Below are 20,201 nucleotides of genomic sequence, written 5' to 3'. Positions count from 1 at the left end.
GGTGGCCCGGGGCGCCTCTGTGGGGGTGGTGGTCGGGAGACGAGCGGGCGAATGGCCCAGATTACCGGCGGGCACGCCCCTTCGATCAAATCGATACCGGAGCCGCCGCCTTCGCCCGGTGCCGGCCCCTCACCGCGCCCCCCGCCCCACCCGGCTTGTTGACAATCGTTTCCACTTTTGTTGAAAATGACTGTCATGAACGTACGCCGCCTCATACCCACCGCCGCCGTCGCAGGCGCAGCCGTCCTCGGGCTCACCACCCTCTCCGCCTGCTCGACCTCCAACGCCTCCGATCACAAGAACGGCGACCGGCTGGACGTGGTGGCGTCCTTCTACCCGATGCAGTTCCTGGCCGAGCGAATAGGCGGCGACCACGTCTCCGTCTCCACCCTGACCAAGCCCGGCGTGGAACCCCACGACCTGGAGCTCAGCCCCCGGCAGATCGGCGGCCTCGGCGACGCCGACTTCATCCTCTACCTCAAGGGCATCCAGCCCGCCGTGGACGACGCGATCAAGCAGTCCGACTCCTCGAACACCCTCGACGTCACGACGCTGACCACGCTGGAGGACCACGGCACGGAGGTCGGCGACGAGGAGCACGGCCACGACGCGCACGAGCACGAGGGCGAGGAGGCCGGCGCCGACCCGCACATCTGGCTGGACCCGGTGAAGTACACCGAGGTCGCCAAGGGCGTCGGCAAGTCCCTGGAGAAGACCGACCCGGACCACGCCGCGGACTACCGCAAGAACACCGCCGCCCTGGTCAAGGAGCTCGGCGCGCTCGACACGGCGTACCGGACGGGGCTGAAGGACACCGCGACCAAGACCTTCATCACCACCCACTCCGCCTTCGGGTACCTGGCCGAGCGCTACGGCCTCACCCAGGAGGGCATCGCGGGCATCGACCCCGAGGCCGAGCCCAGCCCCGCCCGCATCAGCGCCCTGCACTCCGTCGCGAAGGAGAAGAAGGTCACCACCGTCTTCTTCGAAACGCTCGCCAGCGACAAGACGGCGAAGACCGTCGCCCGCGACACCGGGCTGAAGACCGACGTCCTGGACCCGCTGGAGGGAATCACCGACACCTCCAAGGGCGATGACTACATCGAGGTCATGAAGTCCAACCTCGCCGCCCTGCGCACCGCGCTCGGCGCGAAGTGAGCGACGACCCCACCGAACCCCTCGGCCCGACCCGCTCAGCAGCACCGGAGGCGCTCATGCCCGAGCCCCAGAGCACCACCCCCGACCCCGTGATCGTCGTCCGTGACGCCACCGCCACCCTCGGGGCACGCCCCGTGCTGCGCGGCATCGACCTGACCGTGCGCCGCGGCGAGGTCGTCGCGCTGCTCGGCGCCAACGGCTCGGGCAAGTCCACCGCCGTCCGCTCCGTCATCGGCCAGGTCCCCCTGAGCGGCGGCACCGTCGAGCTCTTCGGCACCCCGCTGCGCCGCTTCCGCGCATGGGCCCGGGTCGGCTACGTGCCGCAGCGCACCACGGCCGCCGGCGGCGTGCCCGCCACGATCCGCGAGGTCGTCGCCTCCGGGCGGCTGTCCCGCACCCGGCTGGGCCTGCCCCGCAAGGCCGACCGCGCCGCCGTCGACCGGGCCATCGAGCTCGTCGGCCTCGCCGACCGCGCCAGGGACTCGGTCGGCGCCCTCTCCGGCGGCCAGCACCAGCGCGTGCTGATCGCCCGCGCGCTCGCCGCCGAGCCCGAGCTGCTGATCATGGACGAGCCGATGGCGGGCGTCGACCTGGCCAGCCAGGAGATCCTCGCCGCCACCCTGCGCGAACAGGTCGCGGCCGGTGCCACCGTGCTCCTCGTCCTGCACGAGCTCGGCCCGCTGGAGCCCCTGATCGACCGGGCGGTCGTGCTCCGCGACGGGTGTGTCATGCACGACGGGCCGCCCCCGAAGGCCGTCGGGCAGCACGCCCTGCCCGGCCACGACCACGTACACCCCCACGCGGCTTCCGAGCCCGTCCGGACGGGACTGCTGAGCTGATCATGGAATTCCTCGAACCCCCCTTCATGCAGCGGGCCCTGCTCGCCGCCGTGCTGGTCGGCGTCATCGCGCCCGCCGTCGGCATCTACCTGGTGCAGCGCCGGCAGGCCCTGATGGGCGACGGCATCGGGCACATCGCCATGACCGGCGTCGGCCTCGGCTTCCTGCTCTCCACCAGCCCGGTCTGGATGGCCACGGCCGTCGCCGTCGCGGGCGCGGTCGTCATGGAGCTGATCCGCTGGTACGGCCGCACCCGCGGCGACATCGCGCTGGCCATGCTCTTCTACGGCGGCATGGCGGGCGGTGTCCTGCTGATCAACCTCTCCGACACCGGCTCGAACGCCAACCTCACCTCGTACCTCTTCGGCTCGCTGTCCACGGTCTCCTCCGAGGACATCACCGCGATCTCGCTGCTCGCCGCGTTCGTCCTGCTGGTGACCGTGGGGCTGCGGCGGCAGCTGTTCGCCGTCAGCCAGGACGAGGAGTTCGCCCGGGTGACCGGTCTGCCGGTGCGCGTGCTGAACCTGCTGATCGCGGTCACCGCCGCGGTCACCGTCACCGTCGCTATGCGGGTCGTCGGGCTGCTCCTGGTCAGCGCCCTCATGGTCGTCCCGGTCGCCGCCGCGCAGCAGATCACCCGGTCCTTCAAGGTGACGTTCGTGCTCTCCGTCCTCATCGGGGTCGGCGTCACCCTGGCCGGCACCGTGACCTCGTACTACCAGGACGTCCCGCCCGGCGCGACGATCGTGCTGCTCGCGATCGGGGTCTTCGTCGCCCTCACCGTGCTCGCCGCCCCACTGGCCCGCGGCCGGGCCCGGCGCAGCGAGACGGCGGCGGAACGGTGCACCCTGGAGGTACCGGCCGCCCGCCCGGCACCGGACGACGTCGGCGTCTGACCGCCGGGGCCCCTCCGGCGGGGTGCGGGCTGGCACAATGGCCCGACAGATGTACGGGCGACACGAGGAGGCTCCTGTGGCGACGGCGCCGATCAGTGGTACGAACGCGGCTCCGGTCCGTGGCCGGTCGACCCGGCAGCGGGCGGCCGTGGCGGCGGCGCTCGACGAGGTGGACGAGTTCCGCAGCGCCCAGGAGCTGCACGACGTCCTCAAGCACCGCGGGGACTCGGTCGGCCTGACAACGGTCTACCGCACCCTGCAGTCCCTCGCCGACGCGGGCGAGGTCGACGTCCTGCGCACCACGGAGGGCGAGTCCGTCTACCGCCGCTGCTCGACCGGCGACCACCACCACCATCTGGTCTGCCGGATGTGCGGCAAGGCGGTCGAGGTCGAGGGGCCGGTGGTCGAGCAGTGGGCGGAGACCATCGCGGCGCAGCACGGCTTCGTGAACGTGGCGCACACCGTCGAGGTCTTCGGCACCTGCGCGGACTGCGCGAGCAACGAGAAGTGAAGTGATCCGGGCCCGGCGGGGGCGTACAGCGTGGTACGCCCCCGCCGGGCCCGCTGCTCAGCTGCCGGAGGCCGCGACCTCTTCGGCGCCGCCGAACCGGCGGTCCCGCTGGGCGAATTCCAGGCAGGCCCGCCACAGATCGCGGCGGTCGAAGTCCGGCCACAGCACATCCTGGAAGACCATCTCGGCGTACGCGCTCTGCCAGATCAGGTAGTTCGATGTGCGCTGCTCACCGCTGGGCCGCACGAACAGGTCGACGTCCGGCATGTCCGGGTAGTAGATGTACTTCGCGAACGTCTTCTCGTTGACCTTCGACGGGTCGAGCCGCCCGGCGGCGACGTCCTGCGCGATCCGCTGCGCGGCGTCCGCGATCTCGGCCCGGCCGCCGTAGTTGACGCAGAAGTACAGCGTCATGCGGTCGTTGTCCTTGGTCTGCTCCTGGGCGACCTGAAGCTCCTGGACGACGGACTTCCACAGCTTGGGCATGCGGCCCACCCAGCGGATCCGGATGCCCAGCTCGTCCATCTCGTCACGGCGGCGGCGGATGACGTCCCGGTTGAAGTTCATGAGGAACTTCACCTCTTCCGGTGACCGCTTCCAGTTCTCCGTGGAGAAGGCGTACAGCGAGAGGTTCTTGACGCCCATCTCGATGCAGCCCTTGAGCACGTCCATGACGACGCCCTCGCCGACCTTGTGTCCCTCGGTGCGCGGCAGACCGCGCTCCTTCGCCCAGCGGCCGTTGCCGTCCATCACGATGGCGACGTGCTTGGGCACCAGCTCACCGGGGATCTTCGGGGGCACGGCACCGGACGGGTGCGGCTCCGGGGTCTTGTGGTCGCGCCGGTTACGGCCGCCGAGCATCCCGCGTACTGCCATGAGCTTCTCAGTCTCCCTGTGTCACTTTTCCACGTACCGCAGCGAACGCAGCCCGCGCTCCAGATGCCAGTGCAGATACGCGGACACCAGCCCGCTCCCCTCCCTGGCGTGACGCGCCTCGCACGCGTCCGCCGTCTCCCAGTCGCCGGTGAGCAGGGCGCTCAGCAGGGCGACGGCCTCAGCCGAGGGTACGACGCTGCCGGGCACCCGGCAGTCGCCGCATACGACGCCGCCCGCCGCGACGGAGAAGAAGCGGTTCGGTCCCGGCAGCCCGCAGCGGGCGCAGTCGACGAAGCTCGGGGCGTAGCCGTTGACGGCGAGGGAACGCAGCAGGAAGGCGTCCAGGATCAGATGCGGCTGGTGCTCGCCCCGGGCCAGGGTGCGCAGCCCGCCCACCAGCAGCAGGTACTGCTGGACCGCGGGTTCGCCCTCGTGGTCGGTGAAGCGCTCGGCGGTCTCCAGCATCGCGGTGCCCGCGGTGTAGCGCCCGTAGTCGGTGACGATCCCGCCGCCGTACGGGGCGATCGTCTCGCTCTGGGTGCAGAGCGGCAGCCCGCGCCCGACCAGTTCGCTGCCGCGTGCGAAGAACTGCACGTCCACATGGGAGAACGGCTCCAGCCGGGCCCCGAACTTGGACTTGGTGCGGCGCACACCGCGCGCGACGGCCCGCACCCGGCCGTGGCCCCGGGTCAGTATCGTGATGATCCGGTCGGCCTCGCCCAGCTTCTGCGTGCGCAGCACCACGCCGTCGTCCCGGAACAAGCTCATGCGTCCATTGTCCGGTACGCGGCCGGCGCGCCGGGCCCGCCCCCGCGACCCGGTCCGCTCAGCTTCCGCCGGCGCCGCCGCCCGCGGGCACGACCAGCCCCGATTCATAGGCGGCGATCACCAGCTGGGCGCGGTCCCGGGCGCGCAGCTTGCCCATGATCCGGCTGACGTGGGTCTTGGCGGTGAGCGGGCTGAGGCCGAGGCTCTCCGCGATCCCGGTGTTGTTGAGGCCGCGCGCGACCAGGGCGAGGACCTGGCGTTCGCGCTCGGAGAGCATGGCCAGGGCGCCGGGCCCCGGACCGGTGGGGGCCCGTGGGGCGCTGAGCACCCGGGCGATGAGGCGGGCGGTCGGGCCGGGCGAGAGCAGCGATTCGCCCGCCGCCACGGTCCTGATCGCGGCGAGCAGGTCGGCGGGCCGGGTGTCCTTGACCAGGAAGCCGGAGGCGCCGGCGCGCAGCGCTTCGACGATGTGGTCGTCGGTGTCGTAGGTGGTCAGGACCAGCACCTTCACCCCGGCCAGGTCCTCGTCGGCGGCGATGAGCCGGGTCGCCCCGATGCCGTCGAGTTCGGGCATCCGGATGTCCATGACGACGAGGTCGGCGCGCGCCGAGCGGGCGAGCTCGACCGCTTCCAGGCCGGTGGCGGCCTCCCCGACCACCTCCATCTCCGGGTCGGAGCCGACGAGCATGGCGAACGCCGCCCGCACGAGCGTCTGGTCGTCCGCGAGCAGTACCCGGATCATGAGGTGGTCTCCGCTTCCCGTTCCGGTGCGTGTTCATGTGTGTGCGCGGGGAGGTGTCGTGCCTGATTCTTCTCGGGCGGGGGCGGGAACGGCAGCAGGGCCGCGACCTCGAAGCCGCCGCCGGGGCGGGGTCCCGCGCTCAGGGTGCCCCCGGTGCTGCGGGCGCGTTCCCGCATTCCGAGGATCCCGAACCCCGGTGCGGAGCCGTCGTCCACCGGACCGGTGCCGTCGTCGGTGACGGTGACCCGCAGTGCCCCGGCGGCGGGCTCCACGACGACGCGGACGCGGACCCCGGCGCCCGCGTGCCGTACCGCGTTCGTCAGGGACTCCTGGATGATCCGGTAGGCGGCGGCTCCGATCGCCGGGGCGAGGCGGCCGGGCGGGAGCCGGACCTGGAGGCCGACGCGCGCCCCGGCCGCCTCGGCGGCCCGTACGAGGCCGGGCAGGGCGGCCAGGTCGGGCAGGGGGCCCTCCGGGTCCGTACCGTCCCCGCCCTCCTGCCCGGTGCCGCGCAGCACCTGGAGGGTGGTCCGGAGCTCCGCCCTGGCCTCCCGGCAGGTCTCGGCTATGTCGTCCAGCGACGCGGCCACCGCCTGCCGGTCCAGCCGGTCCGGGTCGACGGTCAGGATGTGCGAGGCGACCGATGTCTGCACCCCGATGAGGGTGATGCTGTGCGCGAGGAGGTCGTGCAGATCGCGGGCGATCCTCAGCCGCTCCTCGGCGACCCGCCGCCCGGCCTCCTCCTCCCTGGTCCGTTCGGCGCGTTCGGCGCGCTCCAGCACCGAGGCGACGTACTGGCGGTAGATGCGCACGTCCACCCCGCAGAACAGCACCGCGACGATCCACCCGGAGATCCGCAGCAGTTCGAGCCCGTCGTGCGCGCTGAGCGCGAGCACCACCGTCACCATCACGGAGGTGACGCCGATACCGACGAGCAGGGTGCGCAGCGGGCGGCCGGTCACGGCCACCGTGTAGAGCGCGATCCAGGTCTGCGGCATCGGGGCGGAGTGGAGGTTGTCGCCGCCGTGGTAGAGCGCCAGCAGCGGCACCATGGCGAGCAGGGCCGGCACGGGGCTCCGCCGCCGCCAGGCGAGCGGTACGGCGCTGCCCAGCAGCAGGGCCCACCCCGCCGCCCCGAGCGTGTGGGCGCCGCCGGCGGACAGCGCGAGGCCCGCGGAGAGCGCTCCGGCACCCGCGGCGATCAGGGCGTCGTTGCGCTCGCGGTGCGGCGCCCGCATGGGGTCGCGGTTGACGACCGCCAGGACGCGGTCACGGCGGCTCGGGGCTGGGGCTGGGGCTGGGGGCACGTCGCCATCCTCCGGTACGGGGCGGACCGCTGTCAGGGGGCTTCGACGGGTTCCGGTGCGCGGGGTGCGGGCGCTTCGGGGGTGCGGCTGAGCGCGCCCGGCCACCAGATCCTCCGTTGCAGGGCCACGCTCGCCGATGTCACCAGGTAGGTGCGGACGAGGAAGGTGTCCAGGAGGACGCCGACGGCGATCACGAAGCCCATTTCCACCAGGCCGGCCAGCGGCATGTTCGTCAGTACGGCGAAGGTGGCGGCGAGGACGAGCCCGGCCGACGCGATGACCCCGCCGGTGGTGCGCAGGGCGGTGAGCGCGGCCTCGGTGGGCTCGGCGCCGCGCCGGGCCTCTTCGCGGACCCGGTGCATCAGGAAGATGCCGTAGTCGACGCCGAGGGCAACCAGGAAGACGAAGGAGAGCAGGGGCAGTCCGGGGTCGGTGCCCTTGAGCCCGAGGAGCGGTTCGAAGAGGAGTCCGCCGATGCCGAGGGAGGCGCCCCAGACCGCGACGACGGCGGCGACGAGCAGCAGGGGTGCGACGAGGCTGCGCAGCAGGGCGATCAGGATGAGCAGGACGGAGAGCAGGACGAGCGGGACGACGACCCTCAGGTCCCGGGTGCCTGCCGTCTCCAGGTCCATCTGCTGGGCGCCCGGCCCGCCGACGTGGCTGCCGCGCAGCCGTTCGCGCAGGGCCAGGACGGTGGCCTTCTCGCCGGCGGACTCGGGGGCGGCAGCGGCGGTGACGGACAGCTCGGTCCAGCCGCCGCCGCTGCGGCCCCGCTCGGCGGCGGCGACGCCCTCGGTGGCCCGGACCTGCGCGAGCGTCTCGGCGGCCCGTTCGGTGCGGGTGGTCACGGCGATCGGCTGGCTGGAGCGGCCGGGGTAGGCGTCGGCGAGGGTCGCCATGGCCGCGACCGAGTCCGGCTTCGTGGTGAAGGAGTCCTCCTGTTTGAGGTCGCCGGGCAGGTGGAGGACCCCGAGCGACAGCGCGCCCAGCAGGACCCCGCCGGTGACGAGGACGGCGACGGGCCGGCTCCCGGCGGAGCCGCCCATGGCGGCGAACAGCGAGCGGCGGCGGCGCGGCTCGGAGCCGTACACGGGCACGAGCGGCCAGAACACCCGGCGGCCCAGCAGGACGAGGACGGCCGGCAGCAGCGTCAGCATCGCCAGGAGCGCGCACAGCACGCCGACGGCGGCGATGGGGCCCATCCCCCGGCTGCTGCTCAGATCGGCGGCCAGCAGGCACAGCAGGCCCGCCGCGACGGTCCCGGAGGAGGCGAGGACCGCGGGCCCGCAGCCGCGCAGCGCCGCCGCCATCGCCTCGTGGGGGCGTTCGGCGCGGGTCAGTTCCTCGCGGTAGCGGGAGACGAGCAGCAGGGCGTAGTCGGTGCCCGCGCCGAAGACGAGGATGGTCATCACGGCGGAACTCTGGCCGGTGACGGTGACGTCGAAGGCCCGGTTGAGGGCGTGGACGACTCCCATCGACAGGGCGTCGGCGACGCCGGCGACGCCGAGCGGCACCAGCCACAGCAGCGGGCTGCGGTAGATGAGGATCAGCAGGACCGCGACGACCGCGACAGTCGTGTAGAGCAGCGGTCCGCCGAGCGAGCCGTAGACCTTCTGGGCATCCACGGTCAGCGCCCCGGGCCCGCCGACCGCGACGGACAGCCCGTCACCGCCCCGGACGGTCTCGCGCACGTCGTCGACCAGCGCGGTGCGGGCCTCGTCGTCCTGTCCGGGCTCGGTCGTGGAGACCGGGTACATCAGCGTGGTGCCGTCCTTCGACGGGACGGCGCGCGGGGGTGCGCCGAGGGTGTGTCCGGCGGCCACCTCGGCGGTCTGCCGGTCCGCGAGGGCGCGGTCGGCGGCGGTGAGCCCGCTGTCGCGGTGGTAGACGAGGACGAGGTCGGTGGACTCGCCGCCGGGCAGGGCGTCCTGGATCCTGGCGACCTGGGTGGAGTCGGCGCTCGCCGGGAGGTAGTCGACGGCCCGGTTGACCTGTACGTCCCCGAGTCTGCCCGCCGACGGTCCCGCGAGGGCCATCGCGGCGGCCCAGAGCGCGACGACCGCCCAGGGCAGCAGCCGCCACCGGCTCACCGTTGGCGTCCGTCCGCCACTGTCCTGTGCTGCGGACCTCATGGGAGGCCCCCCTTCCGTACGGGTGTCCGGTCATGTCCAGACTCCCGTCGGGGAGGGGGCACTTCGTCGCGCCGGAGGCCGACTTCCCGGCTACTGCCCGGGAGGGTGCGGCGCGCCCGCTACTCCCTGGGGAGTAGCGGGCGGTTGCGGGACGAAGGTCAGGAGGGCGTACGCGCCGCCGCGGCGAGGAGGCGGGCGGTGTCCTCGGCGCGGAGCCGCAGCGCCCCGCCGACCGTGGTCAGCACCTCGCGCTCGGCCGGGCTGTACGCCCCGTCGGCGAGTGCGATCCGCGCGCCCTGGAGCAGAATCGATTCACGTCCGGCGGGGGCGAGGTGCGGGGCGAGGGGTTCCAGCGCCTCGTGGAGTTCGATCGCGAGGGCCGCGCCGCAGGCCTCGGCCGCGGGGTCGAACGCGGAACCGTGGCCGATGTCGGCGGACAGGACCTCCACGACGGTGGCGAGCTGTTCCGCCGTGCAGTCGTCGAATCCGGCGCCGCGCACGGTCTCGACGGCGGTCTCCAGGACCGTACGGGAGGTGCTGCCGCCGGCCGCGAGGACGCCGAGGGTCACGGTGTGCACGGCGTCCCTGAGCATCGCGGAGAACCGGGTGGTGGTGGGGTGGTCGAGCGCCTCCGGGTCGAAGTGCTGGTGGCAGGCGGCGCATTCGACGACCGGGCCCGCGGTGCCGCGCCGCAGCAGCGGCACGCCGAGCACGGTGAAGCGGCGCCGCCCGGTGAGGCGGCGGTAGTTGCGGTCGCCTCCGCAGCCGGGGCAGAAGAACTCCCCGTCGCCCACGGCGTCCCACAGCGTGCGGGTGCCGCAGATACGCAGCTTCATGGCGCGTTGTCCCAGGGCTGACCGCACGTCGCACACCTCCGTAACTCCCCCGTGGCCCCAAGGTCGCGGGAGGTACCCCTCGGCATCATTGCCGTGTGAACGTGATGTTAACCACATCCCCGTAGCGCCGTCAGCACCTCGCCTGTCACAACCGTCCGGAGATGGCTGAACCCCGCCCCCCGGCGAGCGGGTGGGCGGGGTTCACGGACCGTACGACTCCGGCCCTTTCGGGCGCCGGATCAGCGGGTGGCGCGGTTGACCGCCGAGACGACCGCCTTCAGGGAGGCCCGGGTGGTGTTGGCGTCGATGCCGATGCCCCACAGGACCTTTCCGTCGATGGCGCACTCGATGTACGAGGCGGCCTGTGCGCTCGCGCCCTCGCTCATGGTGTGCTCGGTGTAGTCCAGCAGCCGGGCGTCGATGCCGATGGCCTGCAGCGCTTCGAAGAACGCGGAGATCGGGCCGTTGCCGGTGCCGGTCAGCACGGTGTCCGCGCCGTCGACGGTCGCCTCGACGGTGATCGTGTCGCGGCCGTCGGAACCGGTCGTGCTCTGGCCGGAGCGGATCTGCACCCGGCCCCACGCGTTCTCCGGGTTGGGCAGGTACTCGTCCTGGAACACGCTCCAGATCTGCGTCGGCGTGACCTCGCCGCCCTCGGCGTCGGTCTTGGCCTGAATGATCCGGGAGAACTCGATCTGCATCCGGCGCGGCAGGTCCAGCTTGTGGTCGTTCTTCAGGACGTAGGCGATACCGCCCTTGCCGGACTGCGAGTTGACCCGGATGACCGCCTCGTAGGAGCGGCCGACGTCCTTGGGGTCGATCGGCAGGTACGGGACCGCCCACTCGATGTCGTCCACCGTCTTGCCCCGGGCGGCCGCGTCGGCCTCCATGGCGTCGAACCCCTTCTTGATGGCGTCCTGGTGGGAGCCGGAGAAGGCGGTGTAGACCAGGTCGCCCGCGTAGGGGTGGCGCGGGTGGACCTCCATCTGGTTGCAGTACTCGCTGGTGCGGCGGATCTCGTCGATCTGCGAGAAGTCGATCTGCGGGTCGACGCCCTGCGAGAACAGGTTCATGCCCAGCGTCACCAGGTCGACGTTGCCGGTGCGCTCGCCCTGGCCGAACAGGCAGCCCTCGACCCGGTCCGCCCCGGCCATCAGGGCCAGTTCGGCGGCGGCGACGGCGGTCCCGCGGTCGTTGTGCGGGTGGACGGACAGGCAGACGAACTCGCGGCGCGACAGATTGCGCGACATCCACTCGAACCGGTCCGCGTGCGTGGAAGGCGTCGAACGCTCCACGGTGGCGGGCAGGTTGAGGATGATCTCGCGGCCCTCCTCGGGCTGCCAGACGTCACAGACCGCCTCGCAGACCTCCAGGGCGAAGTCCAGCTCGGTGTCGGTGAAGATCTCGGGGCTGTACTGGTAGCCGAAGATCGTCTCGTCGCCCAGGATCTTCTCGGCGTACTCCCTGACCAGCCGGGTGCCGTCCACGGCGATCTGCTTGACCTCGTCCCGGCTGCCGCGGAAGACCACGCGGCGGAAGGTGGGGGCGGTCGCGTTGTACAGGTGGACGGTGGCGCGACGGGCCCCGACCAGCGATTCGACGGTCCGCTCGATCAGTTCCTCGCGGGCCTGCGTCAGGACGGAGATCGTCACGTCCTCGGGGATCGCACCCTCTTCGATGATGGAGCGGACGAAGGCGAAGTCGGTCTCGCCCGAGGACGGGAAGCCGACCTCGATCTCCTTGTAGCCCATGCGTACGAGCAGGTCGAACATCTCACGCTTGCGGGCCGGCGACATCGGGTCGATCAGCGCCTGGTTGCCGTCGCGCAGGTCGGTGGAGAGCCAGCGCGGCGCCTTGGTGATCCGCTTCTCGGGCCAGGTGCGGTCCGGGATGTCCACGGCCTCGTAGCGGCCGTACTTGTGGACCGGCATCCCGGACGGCTTCTGGAGGCCCGTGGCGTTGGTGACGGGCGTGGGACGGCCGACGGCGTCCGAGGCGGGGGTCTGCGCGGGATTCACTGCGGTCATGGCGTAGGGCTCCTCGGGGTCCTTCTACGGGACGGCCGACTGTGTCACTGCAACACCAGACTCCGCGGGGAGGGGGTCGGCCTACGACTACAGGCCCTCGCCGCGGCAGCTAAGAAGAAGCAGCCCGAAACGCATGATGCGTCGAGACTAGCCGAGGGGCGCCCGAGACGTCGGTGCCGTATCAGTATGCGGGATCGAGCGGCTGAAACACCCAACGGTGACCAATCACTCTATTTCGTCAATCCCGGTTGCAACCAGTGACATTGCGCTTACGCACTGCCACAGTCGTGTGTATGCAGCCTCACATCCAGCAGGGGTTTCACCCCGTCTTCTGCACCATTGTTCCGCCCCACCTCCTCGACAAGCTGTCCCAGTCCGAGGACCCCGTCCTCGCGGACCCGGCCCGCCGCACCCTGCAGTCCGACGCCGCCCGGCGCACCCGGCGGCAGATGACCACCGTCGCCAGGCCCACCGCCGCACCCGAGCCGGACGACGACGGGTCCGCCACACCCGACCGCACGCTCTACGACTGCCGCCACGGCACGGACCTGCCGGGCACCAAGGTCCGCGCCGAGGGCGAGGACCCCACATCCGACGCCAGCGTCAACCGCGCGTACGCGGGCCTCGGCGCCACCTTCGAACTGCTCCTCAGCGCCTACGGCCGCCGCTCGATCGACGGCCACGGCCTGCCGCTCATCGGCTCCGTCCACTACGACGAGAAGTACAACAACGCCTTCTTCGACGGCGAGCAGATGGTCTTCGGTGACGGGGACGGCGAGATCTTCCTCGACTTCACCGTCGCCATCGACGTGATCGCCCACGAACTCGCGCACGGCCTCACGCAGTACACGGCCAACCTCAGCTACTACGGCCAGTCCGGCGCGCTCAACGAATCGGTCTCGGACGTCTTCGGCTCCCTCGTCAAGCAGTACTCGCTGGGGCAGACCGCCGAGCAGGCGGACTGGCTGATCGGCGAGGGGCTGCTGGCGCCCCGGGTCCAGGGCGTGGCGCTGCGCTCGATGAAGGCGCCCGGCACCGCCTACGACGACGACGTGCTCGGCAAGGACCCGCAGCCGGCTTCCATGGACGACTACATCCGCACCGGCGACGACAACGGCGGGGTGCACCTCAACTCCGGCATTCCCAACCGAGCCTTCTACCTCCTGGCGACCGCGCTCGGCGGCAGTTCCTGGGAGCGGGCGGGCCAGCTCTGGTTCGATGTGCTCACAGGTGGTGAACTGGCGGTGGACGCGGACTTCGCGGACTTCGCCCGCCTGACCGTGGCGGCGGCCCGAGACCGCTTCGGGGACGGCGACGAGGTCGAGGCGGTCCTCAAGGCCTGGTCGGAGGTGGGCGTTCCGACCAGTTAGGCACGCACACCGACCGGCCCGTCCGGCGTGGAAGGACAGCACATGCGGATTCAGGTGAGCAGGACCGGCGGCTTCGCCGGTATCGCGCGCCACCGCGAGATCGACACCTCCCAACTGGCCGACGCCAAGGAGTGGGAGGCCCTGGCGGGCTCGGCGCTGGCCGAGGGCCAGGACACCGCGCCCCGAGGGGTCCCGGACGGCTTCAGCTACCGGATAACGATCGACGGCCGGACCGTGCACTGCGCGGACCCACGCCTCACCGACGCCCAGCGCGCCCTGATCTCACGCGTCCTGAAGGAGGGCGCGTGAGAGGGACGGGCGCGAGCGGGCGGGGCTGAGGCGGGAGCCCTTCAGAACCCCAGCTTCCGCAGCTGCTTCGGGTCGCGCTGCCAGTCCTTGGCGACCTTCACGTGCAGATCGAGGAAGACCGGTGTGCCGAGGAGGGCTTCGATGTGCTTGCGGGACTTGGTGCCGACGTCCTTCAGCCGCTTGCCCTTCGGGCCGATGATGATGCCCTTCTGGCTGGGGCGCTCGATGTAGACGTTGGCGTGGATGTCCAGCAGCGGTTTGTCCGCCGGCCGGTCCTCGCGCGGCAGCATCTCCTCGACGACGACCGCGATGGAGTGCGGCAGCTCGTCGCGTACGCCTTCGAGCGCGGCCTCACGGATCAGCTCCGCGACCATGACCATCTCCGGCTCGTCGGTGAGGTCGCCCTCGGGGTAGAGCGGCGGGCCCTCGGGCAGGAGGGGCGCGATCAGGTCGGCCAGCAGCTCGACCTGGCGGTCCTTGACGGCCGAGACCGGGATGATCTCGGCCCACTCGAAGCCGAGCTCCTCGCCGAGCCGGGAGACGGCCAGCAGCTGTTCGGCGAGCTGCTTGGAGTCGACCAGGTCGGTCTTGGTGATGATCGCGATCTTGGGGGTCTTCTTGATGCCCGCGAGTTCCTTGACGATGTACTTGTCGCCGGGGCCGAGCTTCTGGTCGGCGGGCAGGCAGAAGCCGATGACGTCGACCTCGGCCCAGGTGGTGCGCACGACGTCGTTGAGCCGCTCGCCCAGCAGGGTGCGCGGCTTGTGGAGGCCGGGGGTGTCGACCAGGATCAGCTGGGCGTCCGGCCGGTGCACGATCCCGCGCACGGTGTGCCGGGTCGTCTGCGGCCGGTTGGACGTGATGGCCACCTTCCGGCCGACCAGAGCGTTCGTCAGGGTGGACTTGCCCGCGTTGGGACGTCCCACGAAGCAGGCGAAACCGGCCCGGTGCGGGTCGGTGTTCTCAGCCTGCCGCGCAGCGGCTTCAGGGTTCGGTCGAGCGCTCATGGCGCCCATTGTCCCCGATCGCGGGGACCGCGGGGCACCGAGGCGCCCGCCACGCCCCCCGGGGCCCCGCTTCACGCGGCGCGGCGGCGCCTGCGCCGGGCCCGTGTCCACAGCGCCGCACCCCCGGCGAGCAGGGCCACGAGCACCCCGGCGACCAGCCAGGGCAGGGCGAAGTACGAGGCGGAGGCGGACTCGCGGGTCTCGCGGGCGGTCGCGGTGAGGGTGATCTCACCCCACTCCAGCTGCGGCGCTCCCGCCCACTCCTCGGTGAGCCGGACCGCCTGGTGCGGCAGCAGCTCCGAGGGGACGTGTTTGAGGTCCCGGGCGAGCAGGGTGCGGCCGAAGAGCCCCTTGGCCTTGAGCGCGACCTCGGGGTCCAGCGTGACGTTGCCCCGGTTGCGCAGGGTGTACGAGATGACGGCCCGGGACGTGCCGGTGCCCGGGACCAGGGGCTGGGTGTGCTCGACCTTCACGTCGTCCACGGAGAGCGCGGGCATCGTCGGGCCGTTGACCCGCAGATAGATCCGGGCGCCGACGGCCTTCTGGATGCCCACGGCGACGGCGCCCGCGTCGGCCGGGTCGATGCGCTCGTCCAGGGCGACGAGGGCGCCGGGGTGGTCGCCCGGCTCGGCGTCCTCGGGGACGCGGATGGTGACGGGCACGGTGACCGAGCCGTGCGGCTTCACGGTGACCCGGTCGCGGCCCGCCGTCGCCCAGGCCCCGACGGCATGCTGCTTCTCGGTGCGTGAGCGGACCGCGAAGCCGCCGTCGCGCGCGGTGTTGTAGGCGTCGGCCGCGTACAGCCGGAAGGTGAGCGGTGCGCCGGTCTTGTTGGTGACGGTCACCCGGTCGGTGAGGGTGGCGCCGGGGTCGGCCGACAGGTAGAAGTACGGGCGCCCGCCCGCGTCGGCGGTGGCCGGGAAGACCGACCAGCTGCCGTTGTCGGCGGCGCCGGCGGCAGGGGCTCCGAGCAGGATCAGGGCCCCGGTCAGCAGGGCCGGCAGAAGGACGGACAGCTTGGAACGCACGGTGCGGGCCCCCAGGGTGCACGCTCGGGCGGGATGGGCCGGCCGGGTGCGCGCCCGGCCCACCGGTTGATCACGGGACACACCCGAGGGGCGCTCAGGTGAGGGTGAGGGTGAGCACCCCGGTGTACGCGCCGGGGGCGGTGAAGGCCGGTACGTCCAGCGACAGCCGGGCGTCCACGGTGAACTCGCCTCCGGTGAGCGTGCCGTCCGGCGTGGACGCCAGGGTCGCTCCCGCGCCGCCGACCGTTCCCTTCGACCCGGCCGCACAGGTGCTGGGGCTGCCGGACTTCGTCTCGCAGACCGGGTCCCAGCCGAGCGCCGAGGCACCGATGGCGGCCCCGCCCGGTCCCGTGAAGTCGGTGACCTTGCCGGTCAGGGACCAGCCCGCGGGGCCGCCGCGGAAGTCCTTGACGATCACCGTGTTCAGGGCGCCCCTGGAGGCGCCGCCCTGCCCGAAGTCGACCGCGGACAGGGCGACCGAGTCCCCGGCCTGGGTCATGGAGAGGGTGCCCGCCCGGACGGAGGAGGTCAGACGCTGGCTGCCGTCCGGCGTCTCACCGCCGCCCTGGGTGACGGTGTAGGCCTGCGGCCCGGCGCCCTTGTCGGGGTCCCAGGCGGTGCCCTCGTAGGCGACGACGCCGGTGGTGGCGGGGTCGTTGACGGTGAGCTGCCCGCTGAAGGAGCCCGAGCCGTCCGCCTCGGCCGTCGCGGTGTCGCCGGTCTGCGCGTCCCCGGCGCGGCCGGCGAGCGTGACCGGGGCGCCCGCGGTGAAGCCGGTCCCGGTGACGGTGACGGTATCGCCGGCCTTGCCGGAGGCCGCGCCGAGCCGGATGGACCGTTCGTCGATCTGGCCGCCGGTGGCGGTGATCGTCTGCGAGACGGGGGCAGGCGGATCGGTGACCGTGCAGGGCGTGTCCAGCTCCATGATGTAGCTGGTGTGGATGTTGTAGTCGCCGGGCGAGAGCGTGATCTCACCGGGGGCGGTGACCGTGAAGGTGCCGCTCATCGAGAACGACGGAAAGGCTCCCTTGCCGGGCACCGGCTCGTTCTTCTTCGGGCCCGTCACCGTGATGTCCCCGGACTGCGCGCCCGCGACGGAGACGTTGCCGGTCGGCGTCATGATGTCGGCGGGCAGCGCGAGGTCGACCGGGTTGCTCGCGGCGGCTTCGACGACGGTGTACGTCACCGTGACGGTGTCGCCGACCTTCGGGGCGGCGTTGTCGACGGTGATCTCGGCCGAGGTCGTCCCGTCGATCGGCGGGATGCCCGCGATGGCGGGCGGGATGCAGTGGGTCGGGAAGTCCACCGCGACCGAGGCCGTCGCCATGGCCTGCGCCGGCCCGGCGAGCAGCCCTCCCCCGGCGACGACGAGCGCCCCGGCCCCCAGCACGGCGGCCCAGCGCCGGCCCCGGCGGCGACCCACCCGGCCGCCGGACCGCTGATCTCCGGACCACCGGCCGCCGGACCGCCGCTCCCCGAGCCACCGGCCGCCGGACCGCTGGTCTCCGGACCACCGGCCGCCGGACCACCCGGCATCGGACGCTCGCACACCGGTTCTTCCCACGCCGGTTCTTCCCTCACCGGCTCCTCGCTCGTCGGTTCTTCGGATGCCGGTTCTTCGGATGCCGGTACGTCGGCTGGCTGGACGCATGGAGCCCCCTCCCGCGGAATCCGGCGCGACGGCTCGTCCGCGCCGGGCAGGGGGCCATTGATGACTCCGGCCGGAAAGAAGTCAATGCAATCGGCCGGCACCGACTGATGGGCCATCAGATGCTGTCAAGATCCGCGCGTACCGGCGCCCCGCCTCCCACACTCGGGAGGCGGGGCGCCGGTACGCGAGAAGGTCAGCCGGCCGTGACGCTGAGCCGCAGCTGCCCGTCCGGCCCGGCCAGCAGCACGGGCGTGTCGGGCCCGCCCAGGTCCCGTACGGCGGCCCGGTCCTCGTCGGAGGGGGTCTCGGCGTCGGAGACGACCGCGGCGGCCTCCAGGGACGTCGCCCCGCTGGCCACCGCCATCGCGACGGCCGTCCGCAGCGCGCTGAGCTTCAGCGACTCCAGCTCGACGGTCCCCGCCACATACGTGCGGCCGGTCTCGTCCCGTACGGCCGCGCCCTCCGGCACACCGTTGCGGGCACGGGCGCTGCGCGCGAGGGTGACGATCTTGCGGTCCTCGGCGCCGAGGTCGGTGCTCTCAGTCATGTGCCGAGCATACGAAGCCCGGTGCGGACCCGGGCACGCGGGAGCCCGGCCGGGCCCTACGGCCGGTCCAGCCGCAGCCGCTCCGCCCTCGGGAGGCCGGCCACCACCAGGTCGTAGCTGTCCTCGATCAGCTCGCGCAGCTTCGCGTCGGGCAGTCCGGACACGGTGACGGTGTTCCAGTGCCGCTTGTTCATGTGCCAGCCGGGCGCCACCGCCTCGTACTGCTCGCGGAGCCGCACGGCGTCGTCCGGGTCGCACTTGAGGTTCACCGTCAGCGGCCGTGCGTCCAGCGAGCTCAGCGCGAACATCTTGCCGACCACCTTGAAGACGGACGCCTCCGGGCCGAACGGGAACTCCTCGGCGCTCGCGTTGAAGCTCAGGCAGAAGGCCCTCAGCTGCTGCGGTGTCATTCCGGGACGCCCTCCTCCTCGGGAGCCACCGGCTCCACCAGCACCGTGACGATCTTGTTGCGCCGGCCGGCCGGGGATTCGGCCGTCAGCCGCAGCCGCCGCCCGTCGGGGAGTTCGACCTCCGAGGAAGCGCCGGCGATCGGGACCCGCCCCAGCGCCTTGGCCAGGAGCCCGCCGACCGTCTCCACGTCCTCGTCGTCGTACTCGTCGAGCCCGAACAGGTCACCGAGGTCGCCGATGTCGAGCCGGGCGGTCACCCGGAAGCAGCCGTTCTCCAGCGCCTGGACGGGCGGCAGTTCGCGGTCGTACTCGTCGGTGATCTCGCCGACGATCTCCTCCAGGATGTCCTCGATGGTGACGATGCCCGCCGTGCCGCCGTACTCGTCGATGACGACGGCGACGTGGCTGCGCTCCTGCTGCATCTCGCGCAGCAGGTCACCGGCGTTCTTCGTGTCGGGCACGAACGCGGCGGGGCGCATCGCCGTGGAGACCGGGTCGGCCTCCGACTCCCGGTTGATGTGCGTCTTGCGGACCAGGTCCTTGAGGTAGACGATGCCGACGATGTCGTCCTCGTTCTCGCCGGTGACCGGGATCCGCGAGAACCCGGACCGCAGCGCGAGGGTGAGCGCCTGGCGGATCGTCTTGTAGCGCTCGATGCAGACCAGGTCGGTGCGGGGCACCATCACCTCGCGCACGAGGGTGTCGCCGAGCTCGAAGACGGAATGCACCATGCGGCGCTCCTCGTCCTCGATCAGCGACTCCTGCTCGGCGAGGTCCACCATGGCCCGCAGCTCGGCCTCGCTGGCGAACGGGCCCTTGCGGAACCCCTTGCCGGGGGTCAGCGCGTTACCGATGAGGATCAGCAGCTGCGGGACGGGGCCCATGACCCTGGCCAGCGGCAGCAGGACGTACGCGGCGGCGGTGGCCGTGTTCAGCGGATGCTGGCGGCCGATGGTGCGCGGGGAGACGCCGATCGCGACATAGGAGACGAGGACCATCACACCGATCGCGACGGCCAGCGCCTCCCAGGTCTCCGGGAACTCCTTCAGGCAGGCGTATGTGACGAGCACCCCGGCGGCCATCTCGCAGGCGACCCGCACCAGCAGGGCCATATTGAGGTAGCGCGTCGGATCGGCCGCGACCTGTTCCAGCTTGGCGCTGCCGCGCCGGCCCGAGCGGACCGCCTCGGCGGCCCGGAAGCTCGACGTGCGGGCGATACCGGCCTCCGCGCAGGCCGCGAGCCAGCCGACGACGACCAGCAGGACGACGCCGGAGATCAGGGGCAGGCTCACGAGAGGGTCGGGGCGGGGGACGGGCCGGTCAGCCCGTGCTCACCGCGCCAGCCGTCCACGATGGCCGCCTGGAGGCCGAACATCTCGGCCTTCTCGTCCGGCTCCTCGTGGTCGTAGCCCAGCAGGTGCAGCACCCCGTGGACGGTGAGGAGCTGGAGCTCCTCGTCCATGGAGTGCTGCGTCTCGGCTTCCTCGCCCTGCCTCTTGGCGACCTCGGGACAGAGCACGATGTCACCGAGGAGCCCCTGCGGGGGCTCCTCGTCGTCCTTGGCCGGCGGACGCAGCTCGTCCATCGGGAAGGACATGACATCCGTCGGGCCCGGCAGGTCCATCCACTGGATGTGCAGCTGCTCCATGGCGGCGCCGTCCACCACGATCACCGAGAGTTCGGAGAGCGGGTGGATCCGCATGCGCGCGAGCGCGTAGCGGGCGATGTCGAGGATCGCCTGCTCGTCGACCTCGGTTCCGGACTCGTTGTTGACGTCGATCGACATG

General features: G+C 72.1%; 20 protein-coding genes. 6 read left to right on the top strand and 14 right to left on the bottom strand.

Features of this window, described 5'->3' with window-relative positions:
* The first annotated feature begins 195 nt into the window (after positions 1-195).
* The 4 genes from B082_RS0110070 (at position 196) to B082_RS0110055 (ending at position 3,404) form a co-directional block, all read left to right on the top strand.
* The gene (locus tag B082_RS0110070; RefSeq protein ID WP_018551674.1) at positions 196-1,158 is read left to right on the top strand and encodes a metal ABC transporter substrate-binding protein; all 963 of its coding nucleotides are present in this window, start codon (positions 196-198) and stop codon (positions 1,156-1,158) included.
* Positions 1,159-1,214: 56 nt separating this feature from the next.
* Complete coding sequence (locus B082_RS0110065) at positions 1,215-1,997, top strand: metal ABC transporter ATP-binding protein (protein ID WP_018551673.1); 783 nt, start codon at positions 1,215-1,217, stop codon at positions 1,995-1,997.
* Between the two features lie 2 nt (positions 1,998-1,999).
* Positions 2,000-2,893 carry a metal ABC transporter permease gene (locus tag B082_RS0110060; protein WP_018551672.1) on the top strand — a complete coding sequence of 298 codons (894 nt, stop codon included), beginning with the start codon at positions 2,000-2,002 and terminating at the stop codon, positions 2,891-2,893.
* Positions 2,894-2,969: 76 nt separating this feature from the next.
* Complete coding sequence (locus B082_RS0110055; protein WP_018551671.1) at positions 2,970-3,404, top strand: Fur family transcriptional regulator; 435 nt, start codon at positions 2,970-2,972, stop codon at positions 3,402-3,404.
* A 57-nt stretch (positions 3,405-3,461) separates the two neighbouring features.
* Here B082_RS0110055 and B082_RS0110050 read toward each other — a convergent pair whose 3' ends face one another.
* The 7 genes from B082_RS0110050 to leuA all read right to left on the bottom strand — a co-directional run bounded on the left by B082_RS0110050 (position 3,462) and on the right by leuA (position 12,092).
* Positions 3,462-4,280: an isoprenyl transferase gene (locus B082_RS0110050; RefSeq protein ID WP_026249621.1), complete on the bottom strand. Its 819-nt coding sequence runs from the start codon at positions 4,278-4,280 to the stop codon at positions 3,462-3,464.
* 21 nt (positions 4,281-4,301) lie between these two features.
* On the bottom strand, positions 4,302-5,048 hold the full coding sequence (recO, locus tag B082_RS0110045; RefSeq protein ID WP_018551669.1) for a DNA repair protein RecO: 747 nt from the start codon (positions 5,046-5,048) through the stop codon (positions 4,302-4,304).
* Positions 5,049-5,106: 58 nt separating this feature from the next.
* On the bottom strand, positions 5,107-5,790 hold the full coding sequence (locus B082_RS0110040) for a response regulator (protein ID WP_018551668.1): 684 nt from the start codon (positions 5,788-5,790) through the stop codon (positions 5,107-5,109).
* Positions 5,787-7,097 carry a sensor histidine kinase gene (locus B082_RS35880; RefSeq protein WP_078622541.1) on the bottom strand — a complete coding sequence of 437 codons (1,311 nt, stop codon included), beginning with the start codon at positions 7,095-7,097 and terminating at the stop codon, positions 5,787-5,789. The genes B082_RS0110040 and B082_RS35880 overlap by 4 nt, the downstream gene beginning before the upstream one ends.
* A gap of 32 nt (positions 7,098-7,129) precedes the next feature.
* A complete protein-coding gene (locus tag B082_RS0110030; protein WP_199783782.1) occupies positions 7,130-9,229 on the bottom strand; it encodes an MMPL family transporter in 2,100 nt (699 codons plus the stop codon).
* A gap of 158 nt (positions 9,230-9,387) precedes the next feature.
* The gene (locus B082_RS0110025; protein ID WP_018551665.1) at positions 9,388-10,065 is read right to left on the bottom strand and encodes a TerB family tellurite resistance protein; all 678 of its coding nucleotides are present in this window, start codon (positions 10,063-10,065) and stop codon (positions 9,388-9,390) included.
* A gap of 239 nt (positions 10,066-10,304) precedes the next feature.
* Complete coding sequence (gene leuA / locus B082_RS0110020) at positions 10,305-12,092, bottom strand: 2-isopropylmalate synthase (RefSeq protein WP_018551664.1); 1,788 nt, start codon at positions 12,090-12,092, stop codon at positions 10,305-10,307.
* Positions 12,093-12,385: 293 nt separating this feature from the next.
* On the opposite strand from leuA, the gene B082_RS0110015 reads away from it, so the two are divergent.
* Positions 12,386-13,462, top strand: a complete 1,077-nt coding sequence (locus B082_RS0110015) for a M4 family metallopeptidase (RefSeq protein ID WP_018551663.1) — start codon at positions 12,386-12,388, stop codon at positions 13,460-13,462.
* A gap of 42 nt (positions 13,463-13,504) precedes the next feature.
* Complete coding sequence (locus B082_RS0110010; protein ID WP_018551662.1) at positions 13,505-13,771, top strand: protealysin inhibitor emfourin; 267 nt, start codon at positions 13,505-13,507, stop codon at positions 13,769-13,771.
* Positions 13,772-13,812: 41 nt separating this feature from the next.
* On the opposite strand, the gene era is transcribed toward B082_RS0110010, so the two are convergent.
* The 7 genes from era to ybeY form a co-directional block, all read right to left on the bottom strand.
* Positions 13,813-14,787, bottom strand: coding sequence for a GTPase Era (era, locus tag B082_RS0110005; RefSeq protein ID WP_384195160.1), 975 nt, complete (start codon positions 14,785-14,787; stop codon positions 13,813-13,815).
* Positions 14,788-14,849: 62 nt separating this feature from the next.
* On the bottom strand, positions 14,850-15,806 hold the full coding sequence (locus B082_RS0110000) for a WxL protein peptidoglycan domain-containing protein (protein ID WP_026249618.1): 957 nt from the start codon (positions 15,804-15,806) through the stop codon (positions 14,850-14,852).
* Positions 15,807-15,900: 94 nt separating this feature from the next.
* The gene (locus B082_RS0109995) at positions 15,901-17,229 is read right to left on the bottom strand and encodes a beta-xylosidase (RefSeq protein WP_018551659.1); all 1,329 of its coding nucleotides are present in this window, start codon (positions 17,227-17,229) and stop codon (positions 15,901-15,903) included.
* Positions 17,230-17,650: 421 nt separating this feature from the next.
* Positions 17,651-18,004, bottom strand: coding sequence for a cytidine deaminase (locus B082_RS0109990; protein WP_018551658.1), 354 nt, complete (start codon positions 18,002-18,004; stop codon positions 17,651-17,653).
* A gap of 56 nt (positions 18,005-18,060) precedes the next feature.
* Positions 18,061-18,414, bottom strand: coding sequence for an MmcQ/YjbR family DNA-binding protein (locus B082_RS0109985; RefSeq protein WP_018551657.1), 354 nt, complete (start codon positions 18,412-18,414; stop codon positions 18,061-18,063).
* A complete protein-coding gene (locus tag B082_RS0109980) occupies positions 18,411-19,706 on the bottom strand; it encodes a hemolysin family protein (protein ID WP_018551656.1) in 1,296 nt (431 codons plus the stop codon). Before B082_RS0109980 ends, B082_RS0109985 begins: the two co-directional genes overlap by 4 nt.
* Positions 19,703-20,200 carry an rRNA maturation RNase YbeY gene (ybeY, locus tag B082_RS0109975; RefSeq protein WP_018551655.1) on the bottom strand — a complete coding sequence of 166 codons (498 nt, stop codon included), beginning with the start codon at positions 20,198-20,200 and terminating at the stop codon, positions 19,703-19,705. The genes B082_RS0109980 and ybeY overlap by 4 nt, the downstream gene beginning before the upstream one ends.
* Between the last annotated feature and the right edge of the window lies 1 nt (position 20,201).

Origin of the sequence: Streptomyces sp. ATexAB-D23, assembly GCF_000373645.1 — a bacterium.
In the GTDB taxonomy this organism is placed as follows: Bacteria; Actinomycetota; Actinomycetes; order Streptomycetales; family Streptomycetaceae; genus Streptomyces; species Streptomyces castrisilvae.
This window is presented reverse-complemented; position numbering and strand designations above follow the sequence as displayed.

What these genes read in the sequence shown, in the direction of transcription:
- B082_RS0110070 (WP_018551674.1), top strand. Translation starts at nt 196, where the DNA reads ATGAACGTACGCCGCCTCATACCCACCGCCGCCGTCGCAGGCGCAGCC.
- B082_RS0110065 (WP_018551673.1), top strand. Translation starts at nt 1,215, where the DNA reads ATGCCCGAGCCCCAGAGCACCACCCCCGACCCCGTGATCGTCGTCCGT.
- B082_RS0110060 (WP_018551672.1), top strand. Translation starts at nt 2,000, where the DNA reads ATGGAATTCCTCGAACCCCCCTTCATGCAGCGGGCCCTGCTCGCCGCC.
- B082_RS0110050 (WP_026249621.1), bottom strand. Translation starts at nt 4,280, where the DNA reads ATGGCAGTACGCGGGATGCTCGGCGGCCGTAACCGGCGCGACCACAAG.
- recO (WP_018551669.1), bottom strand. Translation starts at nt 5,048, where the DNA reads ATGAGCTTGTTCCGGGACGACGGCGTGGTGCTGCGCACGCAGAAGCTG.
- B082_RS0110040 (WP_018551668.1), bottom strand. Translation starts at nt 5,790, where the DNA reads ATGATCCGGGTACTGCTCGCGGACGACCAGACGCTCGTGCGGGCGGCG.
- B082_RS0110030 (WP_199783782.1), bottom strand. Translation starts at nt 9,229, where the DNA reads ATGAGGTCCGCAGCACAGGACAGTGGCGGACGGACGCCAACGGTGAGC.
- B082_RS0110025 (WP_018551665.1), bottom strand. Translation starts at nt 10,065, where the DNA reads ATGAAGCTGCGTATCTGCGGCACCCGCACGCTGTGGGACGCCGTGGGC.
- leuA (WP_018551664.1), bottom strand. Translation starts at nt 12,092, where the DNA reads ATGACCGCAGTGAATCCCGCGCAGACCCCCGCCTCGGACGCCGTCGGC.
- B082_RS0110015 (WP_018551663.1), top strand. Translation starts at nt 12,386, where the DNA reads ATGCAGCCTCACATCCAGCAGGGGTTTCACCCCGTCTTCTGCACCATT.
- B082_RS0110010 (WP_018551662.1), top strand. Translation starts at nt 13,505, where the DNA reads ATGCGGATTCAGGTGAGCAGGACCGGCGGCTTCGCCGGTATCGCGCGC.
- era (WP_384195160.1), bottom strand. Translation starts at nt 14,787, where the DNA reads ATGGGCGCCATGAGCGCTCGACCGAACCCTGAAGCCGCTGCGCGGCAG.
- B082_RS0109990 (WP_018551658.1), bottom strand. Translation starts at nt 18,004, where the DNA reads ATGACTGAGAGCACCGACCTCGGCGCCGAGGACCGCAAGATCGTCACC.
- B082_RS0109985 (WP_018551657.1), bottom strand. Translation starts at nt 18,414, where the DNA reads ATGACACCGCAGCAGCTGAGGGCCTTCTGCCTGAGCTTCAACGCGAGC.
- ybeY (WP_018551655.1), bottom strand. Translation starts at nt 20,200, where the DNA reads ATGTCGATCGACGTCAACAACGAGTCCGGAACCGAGGTCGACGAGCAG.